The organism is Peribacillus sp. NPDC101481, from assembly GCF_044767165.1.
Classification (GTDB): Bacteria; Bacillota; Bacilli; order Bacillales; family DSM-1321; genus Peribacillus.
In genome coordinates this window covers 35,058-49,689 of record NZ_JBIWNJ010000008.1, presented here as the reverse complement: position 1 = coordinate 49,689, position 14,632 = coordinate 35,058, and the positions used below count along the sequence as shown (strand labels likewise).

Below are 14,632 nucleotides of genomic sequence, written 5' to 3'. Positions count from 1 at the left end.
TGCCTTGTTAGAGCCTTATTGATTCAATCAACCATCATCCGGTGTAAGATTGCCTGATATTTGACGGCAATCAAGGGTTAAACCTGGAGATTAAAAGGGAGGTAGGCCCCTTGTTAGACGTTAATAATTTTGAGTATATGAAAATTGGTCTTGCTTCACCAGACAAGATTCGTTCTTGGTCACATGGAGAAGTTAAAAAACCAGAAACAATCAACTATCGTACGCTAAAGCCAGAAAAAGACGGTTTATTCTGTGAGAGAATTTTTGGACCTCAAAAGGACTGGGAATGTCATTGCGGAAAATATAAACGTGTTCGTTATAAAGGCGTAGTCTGTGACCGTTGTGGCGTTGAAGTCACTCGTGCTAAGGTGCGTCGTGAGCGTATGGGTCATATTGAGCTGGCAGCTCCAGTTTCACACATATGGTATTTTAAAGGAATTCCTAGCCGTATGGGACTTGTACTTGACATGTCTCCACGGGCTTTGGAAGAAGTTATTTACTTTGCATCTTACGTCGTAACTGAAACGGGCGATACAACTTTAGAAAAGAAACAGCTTCTTTCTGAAAAAGAATATCGTACATACCGTGAAAAATACGGTAAGAAATTCCAAGCTGCCATGGGTGCGGAAGCTATTAAAAAACTTTTACAAGATATTGATACGGAAAAGGAAGTAGAGTCGTTGAAAGAGGAGCTTAAAACAGCTCAAGGACAACGCAGAACCCGTGCAATCAAACGCTTGGAAGTGCTTGAAGCATTCCGTAACTCCGGAAATGAGCCTTCATGGATGATCCTTGACGTGCTTCCGGTCATTCCACCGGAACTTCGTCCTATGGTTCAACTTGATGGAGGACGTTTTGCCACATCTGATCTAAATGATTTATATCGCCGTGTTATCAACCGTAATAATCGTTTGAAAAGATTACTGGATCTTGGAGCACCAAGCATTATCGTTCAAAATGAGAAGCGTATGCTGCAAGAAGCTGTCGATGCTCTTATCGATAATGGCCGTCGCGGCCGTCCGGTAACTGGACCTGGTAACCGTCCGTTAAAATCTTTATCTCACATGTTAAAAGGTAAACAAGGTCGTTTCCGTCAAAACCTTCTTGGTAAACGTGTTGATTACTCTGGCCGTTCCGTTATCGTAGTAGGACCAAACTTAAAGATGTACCAATGTGGTCTTCCTAAAGAAATGGCGATTGAATTATTCAAACCATTCGTTATGAAGGAGCTTGTTCAAAGAGGCCTAGCGCATAACATCAAATCCGCTAAGCGCAAAATTGAACGTTTATCTCCTGAAATATGGGATGTGCTTGAAGAAGTTATTAGAGAACACCCAGTACTATTGAACCGTGCACCGACTCTTCATAGACTTGGTATCCAGGCGTTTGAACCGACGTTGGTTGAAGGTCGCGCAATTCGTTTGCATCCGCTCGTATGTACAGCTTACAACGCTGACTTTGACGGTGACCAAATGGCGGTCCACGTTCCTCTATCTTCTGAAGCCCAAGCCGAAGCACGCATGCTTATGCTTGCAGCACAGAACATTTTGAACCCTAAAGATGGTAAACCTGTCGTTACACCTTCTCAAGATATGGTATTAGGTAACTATTACTTAACATTGGAAAGAGAAGGCGCAATCGGCGAAGGTATGATCTTTAAAGATACAAGTGAAGCATTGCTTGCATACCAAAACGGATATGTACACTTACATTCCCGTTGTGCCGTACATGCATCATCACTGAATAATGAAACATTCACGGAAGAACAAAACCGCCAGCTGCTTATTACCACTGTCGGTAAATTGATCTTCAATGAAATTTTACCAAAATCATTCCCGTATATTAACGAGCCGACACGATATAATTTGGAAACCAAAACTCCAGAGAAATATTTTGTGGAAAAAGGCGCTAATATCCCTGAATTGATTAAGGCTCAACCTGCTATCGATCCTTTCAAGAAAAAAATCCTTGGAAATATCATCGCAGAAGTCTTTAAACGCTTTAAAATTACCGAAACATCCAAAATGCTTGACCGGATGAAAGATCTTGGATTCAAATATTCGACAAAAGCCGGTATTACCGTTGGTGTGGCTGATATTGTCGTTTTAAAAGAAAAACAAGAAATCATTACTGAGGCTCAAACCAAAGTGGATAACGTCTTGAAACAGTTCAGACGTGGTCTAATTACAGAGGATGAGCGTTATGATCGCGTCATTTCCATCTGGAGTGCTGCCAAGGATACCATCCAGTCCAAACTTATGGACTCACTGGACCGACGCAACCCGATCTTCATGATGAGTGACTCCGGTGCCCGTGGTAATGCTTCCAACTTTACGCAGCTTGCGGGTATGCGTGGTTTGATGGCCAACCCGGCTGGACGAATCATTGAATTACCGATCAAATCAAGTTTCCGTGAAGGTTTAACAGTGTTGGAGTACTTCATCTCTACACATGGTGCGCGTAAAGGTCTTGCCGATACAGCCCTTAAAACAGCCGATTCCGGTTACCTTACGCGTCGACTTGTTGACGTTGCCCAAGATGTCATCATCCGTGATGACGATTGTGGAACGGACCGCGGCTTGAAAATTTCTGCCTTAAGAGAAGGTACTGAAATAATCGAGCATCTTGAAGAGCGCCTAGTGGGCCGTTATGCAAGAAAAGCGATCAAACATCCAGAAACAAATGAAGTAATCGTGGCTGAAAACGATCTTATTACTGAAGATCTTGCTAATTATATTGAATCACTTGGAATTGAAACAGCATGGATCCGTTCTGCCTTTACATGTAACACCAGCCATGGTGTATGTAAAAAATGTTATGGACGCAACTTGGCTACCGGTCAAGAAGTTGAAGTGGGCGAAGCAGTCGGTATTATTGCCGCTCAATCCATCGGAGAACCTGGTACACAGTTGACGATGCGTACATTCCATACAGGTGGGGTTGCCGGGGACGATATCACTCAAGGTCTTCCTCGTATCCAAGAAATATTTGAAGCGAGAAATCCTAAAGGTCAAGCTGTCATTTCTGAAATTGAAGGAACGATTGTTTCGATCAATGAAATTCGCGATAAACAACAGGAAATCGTCGTTCAGGGTGCTGTTGAATCACGCACGTATACTGCGCCGTACACAGCGCGTCTAAGAGTAACTGTTGATACACCTGTCCGTCGTGGTGAAGAGTTGACAGAGGGTTCCATCGATCCGAAAGAATTGCTGAAGGTTACAGACGTGCTTACTGTTCAGGAATACCTGCTTCATGAAGTTCAAAAAGTATACCGGATGCAAGGTGTTGAAATCGGAGATAAACATATCGAGGTAATGGTTAGACAAATGATGCGTAAAGTCCGTGTGCTTGATGCAGGAGAAACTGAAGTGCTTCCAGGAACATTATTGGATGTTAACCAGTTCACTACTGCAAACACTGATGCATTGCTGACCAATAAATTACCAGCAACAGGCCGCCCTGTATTGCTAGGTATCACAAAAGCATCTCTAGAAACGGATTCCTTCTTGTCCGCCGCGTCATTCCAAGAAACAACTAGGGTCTTGACTGATGCAGCAATAAAAGGAAAACGTGATGAATTGCTTGGACTTAAAGAAAATGTCATCATCGGTAAACTTGTCCCTGCAGGAACGGGAATGCTTAGATACAGAAAAGCAAACCCTGTCGTTGTTGGAGACGAAAATGCTGATGCAGTAACAGTGGATTAAAGGGAAAAGGACCAGCTCAATAATTTAAACTGAAAACCGCGCTCCTGTTTCCTATAGGAGCTGATGGATCAGAAGGTTATTGAGCTGGTCTCTCTTATTACTCATGACCAGCTGAAAGGCACTATGAGAATTTGATATATTCCGTTTAGGCAAATTGATAATCTTAATAGAATTTTGTAAGGAAAACCTTTTGCTTGAATTATTTTTTTGAAAGAAGTTGACAGTATCCGACTAATAATGATACTATAGCAAAGGTGCTCCTATGTTACCCTGTAACTTTGGAGGATATGGACCATGTCTTATGAAAAAGTAATACAGGCAAAGTCAGTGATTATAGGGACGAAGCAAGCAGTTAGAGCTCTTAAAAACAATTTAATTCAAGAAGTTATCATCGCTGATGATGCAGATATATACTTGACTGGGCGTGTCGTTGAGACTGCCAAAGAATTGGATGTTCCTATCACATATGTTGATTCGATGAGAATGCTTGGCAAAGCATGTGGTATTGATGTCGGAGCAGCAACTGTTGCCATCAAAAAGTAAAGATGTTTTTGCAAATGTATTTGCAAAAACTTTGTTTTTACCCATTTATGAACCACCTGGATGTGTGGTACTAGAAATGAAAACGTGAAGGGAGGAAAAATGTAATGCCTACTATTAATCAATTAGTGCGTAAAGGACGCGAGTCTAAAGAGGTTAATTCAAAATCTCCAGCACTTAACAAAGGCTACAACAGCTTTAAAAAAGCACAAACTAACGTATCATCTCCGCAAAAACGTGGTGTTTGCACTCGTGTGGGTACTATGACACCGAAAAAACCAAACTCCGCGTTACGTAAATATGCGCGTGTACGTTTAACAAACGGTATCGAGGTAACAGCTTATATCCCAGGTATCGGTCACAACCTACAAGAACACAGTGTGGTTCTTATCCGTGGCGGTCGTGTAAAAGATTTACCAGGGGTACGTTACCATATCGTACGTGGTGCTCTTGATACAGCTGGAGTTAACAATCGTATGCAAGGCCGTTCTAAATACGGTACTAAGCGTCCGAAAGCAGCAAAAAAATAATCTTAAACAAAAATTGAACTTTCTTGAAAGGAGGAAATACAATGCCTCGTAAAGGACCTGTAACGAAAAGAGACGTATTACCAGATCCAATATATAATTCAAAACTTGTGACTCGCTTAATCAACAAATTAATGGTTGATGGACAAAGAGGTAAATCACAAAAAATTCTTTACTCTGCATTTGATTTAATCAAAGAACGTACTGGCAATGAGCCGATCGAAGTTTTCGATCAAGCACTTAAAAACATCATGCCTGTACTAGAAGTAAAAGCACGCCGTGTGGGTGGAGCTAACTACCAAGTACCAGTTGAGGTGCGTCCAGACCGCAAATCGACTCTAGGACTTCGTTGGTTAGTAAACTACTCTCGCCTTCGTGGAGAAAAAACGATGGAAGAGCGTTTAGCTTATGAAATCATGGATGCTGCAAACAATACTGGAGCAGCAGTTAAGAAACGTGAAGATACACACAAAATGGCTGAAGCCAACAAAGCTTTCGCACATTATCGCTGGTAAGATTAATCACTATAAAATCCTTATAGAAGGAAGGAGAAAGACAAATGGCAAGAGAGTTCTCCTTAGCAAACACTCGTAATATCGGTATCATGGCTCACATCGATGCTGGTAAAACGACAACAACAGAACGTGTTCTATATTACACTGGTAAAATCCATAAAATTGGTGAAACGCACGAAGGTGCATCTCAAATGGACTGGATGGAACAGGAACAAGAACGCGGAATCACGATCACTTCCGCTGCAACAACTGCACAGTGGAAAGGTCACCGTGTAAACATCATCGATACACCAGGACACGTAGACTTCACAGTTGAAGTTGAACGTTCTTTGCGCGTACTTGATGGAGCTGTAGCTGTACTTGATGCCCAATCAGGTGTTGAGCCTCAAACTGAAACAGTTTGGCGCCAAGCTACAACTTACGGTGTACCACGTGTCGTATTCGTAAACAAAATGGACAAAATCGGTGCAGATTTCTTGTATTCAGTTGGAACAATCCACGATCGTTTACAAGCTAACGCTCACCCAGTTCAGTTACCAATCGGAGCAGAGGATCAATTCTCTGCAATCATTGACCTTATTGAAATGAAAACTCATTTCTATGGTAATGACCTAGGAACTGACATCACTATCGGTGAAATTCCTGAAGAACACCGGGAATTAGCTGAAGAATACCGTGAAAAGCTAATTGAAGCAGTAGCGGAAGTTAATGAAGACTTAATGGAAAAATACCTTGGCGGCGAAGAAATCAGCATTGCTGAATTAAAAGCAGCTATTCGTACAGCAACCGTTAATGTTGAATTCTTCCCTGTTATTTGCGGATCAGCTTTCAAAAACAAAGGTGTTCAATTAATGCTTGATAACGTTATCGACTTCCTTCCATCTCCATTGGATGTACCAGCTATCAAAGGTACATTACCGGATTCAGAAGAAGAAGTGGAACGTCATTCAGACGATTCTGAACCGTTCTCTGCTTTAGCGTTTAAAGTTATGACTGACCCTTACGTTGGTAAACTTACATTCTTCCGTGTGTACTCAGGTACATTAGAATCAGGATCATATGTAATCAACTCAACTAAAGGAAAACGTGAACGTATTGGACGTATCCTTCAAATGCACGCAAACAGCCGTGAAGAAATCTCAACTGTATATGCAGGAGATATCGCAGCTGCTGTCGGATTGAAAGATACTACAACTGGAGATACTCTATGTGATGACAAGAATCAAGTAATTCTTGAGTCCATGGTATTCCCAGAGCCAGTTATCTCACTATCAGTTGAACCGAAATCAAAAGCAGACCAAGACAAAATGTCTCAAGCTTTACAAAAGCTTCAAGATGAAGATCCAACATTCCGTGCGCATACTGACCAAGAAACTGGTCAAACAATCATCGCTGGTATGGGTGAACTTCACTTGGACATCCTTGTTGACCGTATGCGTCGCGAATTCAAAGTGGAAGCAAACGTTGGTGCTCCTCAAGTAGCATACCGTGAAACTTTCCGTGGTTCAGCTAAAGTTGAAGGTAAATTCGTTCGCCAATCTGGTGGTCGTGGACAATTCGGACACGTATGGATCGAATTCGGTCCAAACGAAGAAGGTAAAGGATTCGAATTTGAAAATGCTATCGTCGGTGGTGTAGTACCACGTGAATATATCCCTGCTGTACAAGCTGGATTAGTTGATTCACTTGACCGTGGTGTACTTGCTGGTTACCCGCTAGTCGACATCAAAGCAAAATTATTTGACGGATCTTACCATGACGTTGACTCCAATGAAATGGCATTTAAAATCGCTGCCTCTATGGCACTTAAAAATGCAGCATCTAAATGTAGTCCTGTCATCCTTGAACCAATCATGAAAGTAGAAGTAGTTATTCCAGAAGATTACCTAGGCGACATCATGGGAGATATCACATCTCGTCGTGGTCGTGTAGAAGGTATGGAAGCTCGCGGTAACACGCAAATGGTTAAAGCGATGGTTCCTCTATCTGAAATGTTCGGATATGCTACATCTTTACGTTCTAACACTCAAGGACGCGGAACATTCTCTATGCACTTCGATCATTATGAAGAAGTACCTAAGAGCATTTCTGAAGAAATCATCAAAAAAAATAAAGGTGAATAATTGATTTTCATCTCTTATTAAAGTATAACTATCTTATGTAAGCTGTGATGGAAGAATTAGTCTTCTTTCACAGCCCCTATATACTTAATCTTTTATTTATAATTTTAAGGAGGAATTCCTAATGGGAAAAGCTAAATTTGATCGTTCAAAACCGCACGTTAACGTTGGAACAATTGGTCACGTTGACCATGGTAAAACAACTCTAACTGCTGCAATCACAACTGTACTTGCTAAATCTGGTGGCGCAGAAGCTCGCGCTTATGACCAAATCGATGGTGCTCCAGAAGAAAGAGAACGTGGTATCACAATCTCTACTGCACACGTTGAGTATGAAACAGCTACTCGTCACTATGCACACGTTGACTGCCCAGGACATGCTGACTATGTTAAAAACATGATCACTGGTGCTGCACAAATGGACGGCGGAATCCTAGTAGTATCTGCTGCTGATGGCCCAATGCCACAAACTCGTGAGCACATCCTTCTTTCTCGTCAAGTTGGTGTACCATACCTAGTAGTATTCATGAACAAATGCGACATGGTAGATGACGAAGAACTTCTTGAATTAGTAGAAATGGAAATCCGTGATCTTTTATCTGAATACGAATTCCCTGGCGATGACATTCCAGTTATCAAAGGATCTGCTTTAAAAGCTCTTCAAGGAGATGCTGCTTGGGAAGAAAAAATCCATGAATTAATGACAGCTGTTGACGAGTACATCCCAGAACCAACTCGTGACACTGACAAACCATTCATGATGCCAGTTGAGGATGTATTCTCAATCACTGGTCGTGGAACAGTTGCTACTGGTCGTGTTGAGCGTGGACAAGTTAAAGTCGGTGACGTTGTTGACATCATCGGTTTCAACGAAGAGTCTAAACCAACAACTGTAACTGGTGTTGAAATGTTCCGTAAACTTCTTGACTATGCTGAAGCTGGTGACAACATCGGTGCACTTCTTCGTGGTGTATCCCGTGAAGATATCCAACGTGGACAAGTTCTTGCTAAACCAAGCACAATCACTCCACACACAAAGTTCAAAGCTGAAGTTTATGTTCTTTCTAAAGAAGAAGGTGGACGTCACACTCCATTCTTTACAAACTACCGTCCTCAGTTCTACTTCCGTACAACTGACGTAACTGGTATTTGTAACCTTCCTGAAGGCGTAGAAATGGTTATGCCTGGAGACAACATCGAAATGACTGTAGAACTTATCGCTCCAATCGCTATCGAAGAAGGTACTAAATTCTCTATCCGTGAGGGTGGACGTACTGTAGGCGCTGGCGTAGTTGCTACAATCCAAGAATAATTGATTCATAAAACAATATTGGAAGGGACGCCTTCCGGGAGAAGCAGATGGGACGCCATCTGCTTCTTTTTTTTTCTTATTAATATTGAATCTTTCTTCTATAATACCTGTAAATAATGAAGTGTATTTAATGGGTATCATGAGGATTATTGAATTGAAGAAAATGGATATGAAAGACCTCGTAGAATGTACTTGTAAATACTTGTGATAGTATGTATAATAATAAAAGTGTGCTGCACAAGAAATATTCAAGTTTAACTTGCATTCAGCTTGTGTTTTATGTATAATAGACAATGTTGGTCTTTGACTGCGATGATATGGAAGGTTGCTGACACACCCGGCCGCTTTGCCATGGCGAGTGTGTGGGAAATTTCCATTGAGAAGGTCTATTTCAAAATAGGCGAAAAGGAGGGAAAATTATGGCAAAACAAAAAATTCGTATCCGTTTAAAAGCATATGATCACAGAATTCTTGATCAATCTGCTGAGAAAATTGTGGAAACTGCAAAACGTTCTGGTGCGGCTGTATCTGGTCCAATTCCATTACCTACTGAAAGATCGGTATATACGATCCTACGTGCGGTTCATAAATACAAAGATTCTCGTGAACAATTCGAAATGCGTACGCATAAACGTCTAATCGACATCGTTAATCCAACTCCACAAACAGTTGATTCATTGATGCGTTTAGATTTACCATCAGGCGTTGACATTGAAATCAAATTATAATTCATATAAATATGAACAATTACTCTAGGAGGTGTGACTTATGACCAAAGGAATCTTAGGAAGAAAAATCGGTATGACTCAAGTTTTTGCTGAAAACGGTGAACTTATTCCGGTAACAGTTATCGAAGCTGCTAATAACGTGGTTCTTCAAAAGAAAACTGTTGAAACTGATGGCTATGAAGCAGTTCAAGTTGGTTTTGAAAACAAACGTGAAAAGCTTTCTAACAAACCTGAAAAGGGCCATGTTGAAAAAGCAAATACTACTCCTAAGCGCTTCATTCGCGAATTCCGCGGAACGGATCTTACTGAATATGAGATCGGTCAAGAAGTCAATGTAAGTATTTTCGCTGAAGGCGATTTAGTAGATGTATCAGGAATTTCAAAAGGTAAAGGATTCCAAGGCTCTATCAAGCGTCATGGACAATCTCGCGGACCTATGTCTCATGGTTCTCGTTACCACCGTCGCCCAGGTTCAATGGGTCCTGTAGCTCCAAACCGCGTATTCAAAGGTAAACTTTTACCAGGACGTATGGGTGGAGAGCAAATCACTGTTCAAAACTTAGCTATCGTTAAAGTTGATGTTGAACGTAACCTACTATTGATCAAAGGTAATGTACCTGGTGCTAGAAAAGCATTGATCAAAGTTAAAACTGCTGTTAAAGCAAAGTAATTTCTGAGAAAGGAGGAGCAATAGAATGCCAAAAGTTACATTGTTCAACCAAACAGGTTCACAAGTTGGCGACATCGAACTAAATGAATCCATCTTTGGTATCGAACCTAATAATCACGTATTATTTGAAGCAATCATCATGCAACGAGCTTCCTTACGTCAAGGAACTCATAAAGTTAAAAACCGTTCTGAAGTTGCAGGCGGTGGACGTAAACCTTGGAAACAAAAAGGAACTGGACGTGCGCGTCAAGGTTCTATCCGTTCTCCACAATGGCGTGGCGGTGGCGTTGTTTTTGGACCAACTCCAAGATCTTACGCTTACAAGCTACCTAAAAAGGTACGTCGTTTAGCTATTAAATCTGCATTGTCTGCAAAGGCATTGGAAGAGAACATTTTGGTACTTGAAAGCTTGTCTTTCGAAGCTCCAAAAACAAAAGAATTTGTAGCTGTACTTAAAAACCTTTCTGTTGATACTAAAACGTTAGTAGTTACTGACGGTTTAGATGAGAAAGTTGCTCTTTCTGCACGTAACATCCCTGGTGTTACTGTAGTTGAAGCTGATGGTCTTAATGTTCTTGATGTTGTTTCACACAACAAATTGATCTTGACTAAATCAGCTGTCGAAAAAGTAGAGGAGGTGCTTGCATAATGGATGCACGCGATATCATTAAGCGCCCCGTAATCACTGAACGCTCTTCAGACGTAATGGCTGAAAAGAAATATACTTTTGAAGTTGATGTTAGAGCTAATAAAACTCAAGTTAAAGATGCTGTTCAAGAAATTTTCGGCGTTAAAGTTGAGAAAGTAAACATCATGAACTACAAAGGTAAATTCAAACGCATGGGCAAACATGCAGGCTATACTAACAAGCGCCGTAAAGCTATTGTTAAATTAACTGCTGACAGCAAAGAAATCGAGCTATTCGAGGCTTAATTCATTAGAGAAGGAGGGAAATACAAATGGCGATTAAGAAGTATAAACCTACCTCTAACGGTCGACGTAATATGACAACTTCCGATTTTGCTGAGATCACTACAGACAAACCGGAAAAATCATTACTTGCTCCTTTACACAGCAAAGGCGGCCGTAATAACCAAGGTAAGTTAACAGTTCGTCATCAAGGTGGCGGCCACAAGCGTCAATACCGTATCATCGATTTCAAACGGAATAAAGATGGTATACCAGGACGCGTTGCTACTATTGAGTACGATCCAAATCGTTCTGCAAACATTGCATTAATTAATTACGTTGATGGAGAAAAACGTTATATCCTAGCTCCGAAAAACCTAGAAGTAGGTTTGGAAGTTATGTCAGGTCCAGAAGCTGACATCAAAGTGGGTAACGCACTTCCTCTTATTAACATCCCAGTTGGTACAGTAATTCATAACATCGAACTTAAACCAGGAAAAGGTGGACAATTAGTCCGTTCAGCAGGAACTTCTGCTCAAGTACTTGGTAAAGAAGGTCGTTATGTACTTGTACGTTTAAACTCAGGTGAGGTTCGTATGATTCTTGCTACTTGCCGTGCTTCAATCGGTCAAGTTGGTAATGAACAACATGAACTTATCAACATTGGTAAAGCTGGCCGTAACCGTTGGTTAGGTAAACGCCCAACAGTTCGTGGATCTGTAATGAACCCGAATGATCACCCACACGGTGGTGGTGAAGGTAAAGCGCCAATCGGACGTAAATCACCAATGTCTCCATGGGGTAAACCTACTCTTGGATTCAAAACTCGTAAGAAGAAAAATAAATCCGATAAATTTATCGTACGTCGTCGTAAAAAATAACGGGATTGAGCTACGGTTCATATATAGAACCGTAGAACAGTCACGAAGGGAGGTACTCGCATGGGTCGTAGCTTAAAAAAAGGGCCTTTTGTTGATGATCATTTATTGGTAAAAGTTGAAAAATTAAATGAAGCTGACAAGAAACAGGTAGTAAAAACTTGGTCTCGTCGCTCAACAATCTTCCCGCAATTCATCGGACACACAATCGCCGTTTATGACGGTCGTAAGCATGTGCCGGTTTATGTAACAGAAGATATGGTAGGTCACAAACTAGGCGAATTCGCGCCTACACGCACTTATAAAGGTCACGCAAGTGATGACAAGAAAACAAGACGTTAATGAGAGGAGGGCATCTCATGCAAGCTAAAGCTGTCGCTAAAACAGTTCGTATTGCTCCTCGTAAAGTGCGTTTAGTCGCAGATTTAATTCGAGGAAAACAAGTAGGTGAAGCAGTAGCGATTCTTCGCTTAACACCAAAATCTGCTTCTCCAGTCGTAGAAAAAATTCTGAAATCTGCTATCGCAAATGCAGAACATAACTACGAAATGGATATTAATAACCTAGTCGTTTCAGAGGCATACGTTAACGAAGGACCAACATTAAAACGTTTCCGTCCTCGCGCTCAAGGTCGTGCGAGTGCAATTAACAAACGTACTAGTCATATTACAATCGTTGTATCAGAAAAGAAGGAGGGGTAATCTGTGGGTCAAAAGGTAAATCCAATCGGTATGCGTATCGGGATAATCCGTGACTGGGAATCCAAATGGTACGCTGATAAAGACTACGCAGTTCTTTTGCATGAAGACATCAAAGTTCGTGAATATATCGCGAAACGTCTAAATGATGCTTCTGTTTCAAAAGTTGAAATCGAGCGTGCAGCTAACCGTATCAATGTATCTGTCCACACTGCTAAACCAGGAATGGTTATCGGTAAAGGCGGTACTGAGGTCGAAGCACTTCGTAAAGCTTTGAACCAGTTGACTGGCAAAAGAGTTCATATCAATATCATCGAAATTAAAAGAGCAGATCTTGATGCAAAATTGGTTGCAGAAAACATCGCTCGTCAATTAGAAAACCGTGTTTCATTCCGTCGCGCTCAAAAGCAAGCTATCCAACGTACTATGCGTTCTGGAGCAAAAGGAATCAAAACACAAGTTTCTGGTCGTCTTGGCGGTGCTGATATTGCTCGTGCTGAACATTACAGCGAAGGAACAGTTCCACTTCACACACTTCGTGCAGACATAGATTATGCTCATGCTGAAGCAGATACTACTTACGGTAAGCTAGGCGTGAAAGTTTGGATCTACCGTGGAGAAGTTCTTCCTACTAAGAAGAAATCTGAGGAAGGAGGAAAATAATATGTTATTGCCAAAACGCGTAAAATACCGTCGTGAACACCGCGGTAAGATGAGAGGGATGGCTAAAGGCGGCACTGAAGTTCATTTCGGAGAATTTGGACTTCAAGCTCAAGAAGCTTCCTGGATCACGAACCGTCAAATCGAAGCAGCTCGTATTGCGATGACTCGTTATATGAAACGTGGAGGGAAAGTTTGGATCAAAATCTTCCCAAGCAAACCTTACACAGCTAAGCCGCTTGAAGTACGGATGGGTTCCGGTAAAGGTGCTCCTGAAGGTTGGGTAGCAGTAGTTAAACCGGGCAAAGTTATGTTTGAAATCTCTGGTGTATCTGAAGAGGTGGCAAGAGAAGCATTGCGCCTTGCAGCACACAAACTTCCAATCAAATGCAAGTTTGTAAAAAGAGAGGAAATTGGTGGTGAAACAAATGAAAGCTAATGAAATCAAAGATCTAACCACTGCTGAAATTGAACAAAAACTAAAATCTCTTAAAGAAGAACTATTTAATCTTCGTTTCCAGTTAGCTACTGGACAACTTGAAAATACAGCTCGCATCCGTGAAGTTCGCAAATCGATTGCTCGTATGAAAACAGTTGTTCGTCAAAGAGAGATCGGTGTCACTAATCGATAATGAATGGAGGTTTGCAGAATGAGCGAACGCAACCAACGCAAAATCTACACTGGACGCGTAGTATCCGACAAAATGGATAAAACAGTTACAGTTGTTGTAGAAACCTATAAAAAGCATTCTTTATACGGTAAACGCGTGAAATACTCTAAAAAGTTTAAAGCTCATGACGAGCTAAACGAAGCTAAAGCAGGCGACGTAGTACGTATCATGGAAACTCGTCCACTTTCAGCTACAAAACGCTTCCGTCTTGTAGAAGTAGTAGAAAAAGCAGTAATCATTTAATATAGTTCGGATTAAGCTAATTCCGAAGGGAGGTACCGTACATGATTCAACAAGAATCTCGTTTAAAAGTCGCTGACAATTCTGGTGCTCGTGAAGTGCTAACAATTAAAGTCCTAGGTGGTTCTGGCCGTAAAACTGCAAACATCGGTGATATCATCGTTTGTACAGTCAAACAGGCAACACCAGGAGGCGTTGTTAAAAAAGGTGAAGTCGTTAAGGCTGTTGTTGTCCGTACAAAACGTGGTATGCGTCGTCCTGACGGTTCTTACATTCGTTTCGATGAAAACGCATGTGTAATTATCCGTGACGATAAGAGCCCACGTGGAACGCGTATTTTTGGACCTGTTGCTCGTGAATTACGTGACAATAGTTTCATGAAAATCGTTTCTCTTGCTCCAGAAGTTCTATAATATGTAAAATTTGTATAAAGCCTTTCAAGGAGGTGCCAAGC

18 protein-coding genes are annotated in these 14,632 nt (G+C 41.3%); all 18 read left to right on the top strand.

Annotation, left to right across the window (positions count from 1 at the left end):
• Nucleotides 1–110 precede the first annotated feature (110 nt).
• The 18 genes from rpoC (at nt 111) to rplN (ending at nt 14,591) form a co-directional block, all read left to right on the top strand.
• On the top strand, nt 111–3,710 hold the full coding sequence (gene rpoC, locus ACIROD_RS25405; protein WP_230178746.1) for a DNA-directed RNA polymerase subunit beta': 3,600 nt from the start codon (nt 111–113) through the stop codon (nt 3,708–3,710).
• Nucleotides 3,711–4,004: 294 nt separating this feature from the next.
• Nucleotides 4,005–4,253, top strand: coding sequence for a 50S ribosomal protein L7ae-like protein (locus ACIROD_RS25400; protein ID WP_034305040.1), 249 nt, complete (start codon nt 4,005–4,007; stop codon nt 4,251–4,253).
• 104 nt (nt 4,254–4,357) lie between these two features.
• Entirely contained in the window at nt 4,358–4,780 is a 423-nt protein-coding gene (gene rpsL, locus ACIROD_RS25395; RefSeq protein WP_034305038.1) for a 30S ribosomal protein S12, read from the top strand.
• 41 nt (nt 4,781–4,821) lie between these two features.
• Nucleotides 4,822–5,292, top strand: coding sequence for a 30S ribosomal protein S7 (gene rpsG, locus ACIROD_RS25390; protein WP_048677878.1), 471 nt, complete (start codon nt 4,822–4,824; stop codon nt 5,290–5,292).
• 44 nt (nt 5,293–5,336) lie between these two features.
• Complete coding sequence (gene fusA / locus ACIROD_RS25385; protein WP_101225871.1) at nt 5,337–7,415, top strand: elongation factor G; 2,079 nt, start codon at nt 5,337–5,339, stop codon at nt 7,413–7,415.
• Between the two features lie 121 nt (nt 7,416–7,536).
• Nucleotides 7,537–8,724 carry an elongation factor Tu gene (gene tuf / locus ACIROD_RS25380; protein ID WP_048677883.1) on the top strand — a complete coding sequence of 396 codons (1,188 nt, stop codon included), beginning with the start codon at nt 7,537–7,539 and terminating at the stop codon, nt 8,722–8,724.
• Between the two features lie 419 nt (nt 8,725–9,143).
• Nucleotides 9,144–9,452, top strand: coding sequence for a 30S ribosomal protein S10 (rpsJ, locus tag ACIROD_RS25375; RefSeq protein ID WP_019244375.1), 309 nt, complete (start codon nt 9,144–9,146; stop codon nt 9,450–9,452).
• 40 nt (nt 9,453–9,492) lie between these two features.
• On the top strand, nt 9,493–10,122 hold the full coding sequence (rplC, locus tag ACIROD_RS25370; protein WP_034305028.1) for a 50S ribosomal protein L3: 630 nt from the start codon (nt 9,493–9,495) through the stop codon (nt 10,120–10,122).
• Nucleotides 10,123–10,147: 25 nt separating this feature from the next.
• Nucleotides 10,148–10,771: a 50S ribosomal protein L4 gene (gene rplD / locus ACIROD_RS25365; RefSeq protein ID WP_034305025.1), complete on the top strand. Its 624-nt coding sequence runs from the start codon at nt 10,148–10,150 to the stop codon at nt 10,769–10,771.
• On the top strand, nt 10,771–11,055 hold the full coding sequence (gene rplW / locus ACIROD_RS25360) for a 50S ribosomal protein L23 (RefSeq protein ID WP_057915217.1): 285 nt from the start codon (nt 10,771–10,773) through the stop codon (nt 11,053–11,055). Before rplD ends, rplW begins: the two co-directional genes overlap by 1 nt.
• Nucleotides 11,056–11,081: 26 nt before the next feature.
• The gene (gene rplB / locus ACIROD_RS25355; RefSeq protein WP_034305021.1) at nt 11,082–11,912 is read left to right on the top strand and encodes a 50S ribosomal protein L2; all 831 of its coding nucleotides are present in this window, start codon (nt 11,082–11,084) and stop codon (nt 11,910–11,912) included.
• Nucleotides 11,913–11,972: 60 nt separating this feature from the next.
• Nucleotides 11,973–12,251 (top strand): 30S ribosomal protein S19, encoded by a 279-nt coding sequence (gene rpsS, locus ACIROD_RS25350; RefSeq protein WP_034305018.1) that lies wholly within the window; start codon nt 11,973–11,975, stop codon nt 12,249–12,251.
• 17 nt (nt 12,252–12,268) lie between these two features.
• Complete coding sequence (gene rplV / locus ACIROD_RS25345) at nt 12,269–12,610, top strand: 50S ribosomal protein L22 (RefSeq protein WP_034305017.1); 342 nt, start codon at nt 12,269–12,271, stop codon at nt 12,608–12,610.
• Between the two features lie 3 nt (nt 12,611–12,613).
• The gene (gene rpsC / locus ACIROD_RS25340) at nt 12,614–13,270 is read left to right on the top strand and encodes a 30S ribosomal protein S3 (RefSeq protein ID WP_034305014.1); all 657 of its coding nucleotides are present in this window, start codon (nt 12,614–12,616) and stop codon (nt 13,268–13,270) included.
• Between the two features lies 1 nt (nt 13,271).
• On the top strand, nt 13,272–13,706 hold the full coding sequence (gene rplP / locus ACIROD_RS25335; RefSeq protein WP_034305012.1) for a 50S ribosomal protein L16: 435 nt from the start codon (nt 13,272–13,274) through the stop codon (nt 13,704–13,706).
• Nucleotides 13,696–13,899: a 50S ribosomal protein L29 gene (rpmC, locus tag ACIROD_RS25330; RefSeq protein ID WP_034305010.1), complete on the top strand. Its 204-nt coding sequence runs from the start codon at nt 13,696–13,698 to the stop codon at nt 13,897–13,899. Before rplP ends, rpmC begins: the two co-directional genes overlap by 11 nt.
• A gap of 18 nt (nt 13,900–13,917) precedes the next feature.
• Nucleotides 13,918–14,181 carry a 30S ribosomal protein S17 gene (rpsQ, locus tag ACIROD_RS25325; protein ID WP_048677887.1) on the top strand — a complete coding sequence of 88 codons (264 nt, stop codon included), beginning with the start codon at nt 13,918–13,920 and terminating at the stop codon, nt 14,179–14,181.
• A gap of 41 nt (nt 14,182–14,222) precedes the next feature.
• Entirely contained in the window at nt 14,223–14,591 is a 369-nt protein-coding gene (gene rplN, locus ACIROD_RS25320; protein WP_034305005.1) for a 50S ribosomal protein L14, read from the top strand.
• Nucleotides 14,592–14,632: the final 41 nt, after the last annotated feature.

What these genes read in the sequence shown, in the direction of transcription:
- rplD (WP_034305025.1), top strand. Translation starts at nt 10,148, where the DNA reads ATGCCAAAAGTTACATTGTTCAACCAAACAGGTTCACAAGTTGGCGAC.
- rpsJ (WP_019244375.1), top strand. Translation starts at nt 9,144, where the DNA reads ATGGCAAAACAAAAAATTCGTATCCGTTTAAAAGCATATGATCACAGA.
- rpsG (WP_048677878.1), top strand. Translation starts at nt 4,822, where the DNA reads ATGCCTCGTAAAGGACCTGTAACGAAAAGAGACGTATTACCAGATCCA.
- rplB (WP_034305021.1), top strand. Translation starts at nt 11,082, where the DNA reads ATGGCGATTAAGAAGTATAAACCTACCTCTAACGGTCGACGTAATATG.
- ACIROD_RS25400 (WP_034305040.1), top strand. Translation starts at nt 4,005, where the DNA reads ATGTCTTATGAAAAAGTAATACAGGCAAAGTCAGTGATTATAGGGACG.
- fusA (WP_101225871.1), top strand. Translation starts at nt 5,337, where the DNA reads ATGGCAAGAGAGTTCTCCTTAGCAAACACTCGTAATATCGGTATCATG.
- rplC (WP_034305028.1), top strand. Translation starts at nt 9,493, where the DNA reads ATGACCAAAGGAATCTTAGGAAGAAAAATCGGTATGACTCAAGTTTTT.
- rplN (WP_034305005.1), top strand. Translation starts at nt 14,223, where the DNA reads ATGATTCAACAAGAATCTCGTTTAAAAGTCGCTGACAATTCTGGTGCT.
- rpsL (WP_034305038.1), top strand. Translation starts at nt 4,358, where the DNA reads ATGCCTACTATTAATCAATTAGTGCGTAAAGGACGCGAGTCTAAAGAG.
- rpmC (WP_034305010.1), top strand. Translation starts at nt 13,696, where the DNA reads ATGAAAGCTAATGAAATCAAAGATCTAACCACTGCTGAAATTGAACAA.
- rpsQ (WP_048677887.1), top strand. Translation starts at nt 13,918, where the DNA reads ATGAGCGAACGCAACCAACGCAAAATCTACACTGGACGCGTAGTATCC.
- tuf (WP_048677883.1), top strand. Translation starts at nt 7,537, where the DNA reads ATGGGAAAAGCTAAATTTGATCGTTCAAAACCGCACGTTAACGTTGGA.
- rpsS (WP_034305018.1), top strand. Translation starts at nt 11,973, where the DNA reads ATGGGTCGTAGCTTAAAAAAAGGGCCTTTTGTTGATGATCATTTATTG.
- rplV (WP_034305017.1), top strand. Translation starts at nt 12,269, where the DNA reads ATGCAAGCTAAAGCTGTCGCTAAAACAGTTCGTATTGCTCCTCGTAAA.
- rplP (WP_034305012.1), top strand. Translation starts at nt 13,272, where the DNA reads ATGTTATTGCCAAAACGCGTAAAATACCGTCGTGAACACCGCGGTAAG.
- rplW (WP_057915217.1), top strand. Translation starts at nt 10,771, where the DNA reads ATGGATGCACGCGATATCATTAAGCGCCCCGTAATCACTGAACGCTCT.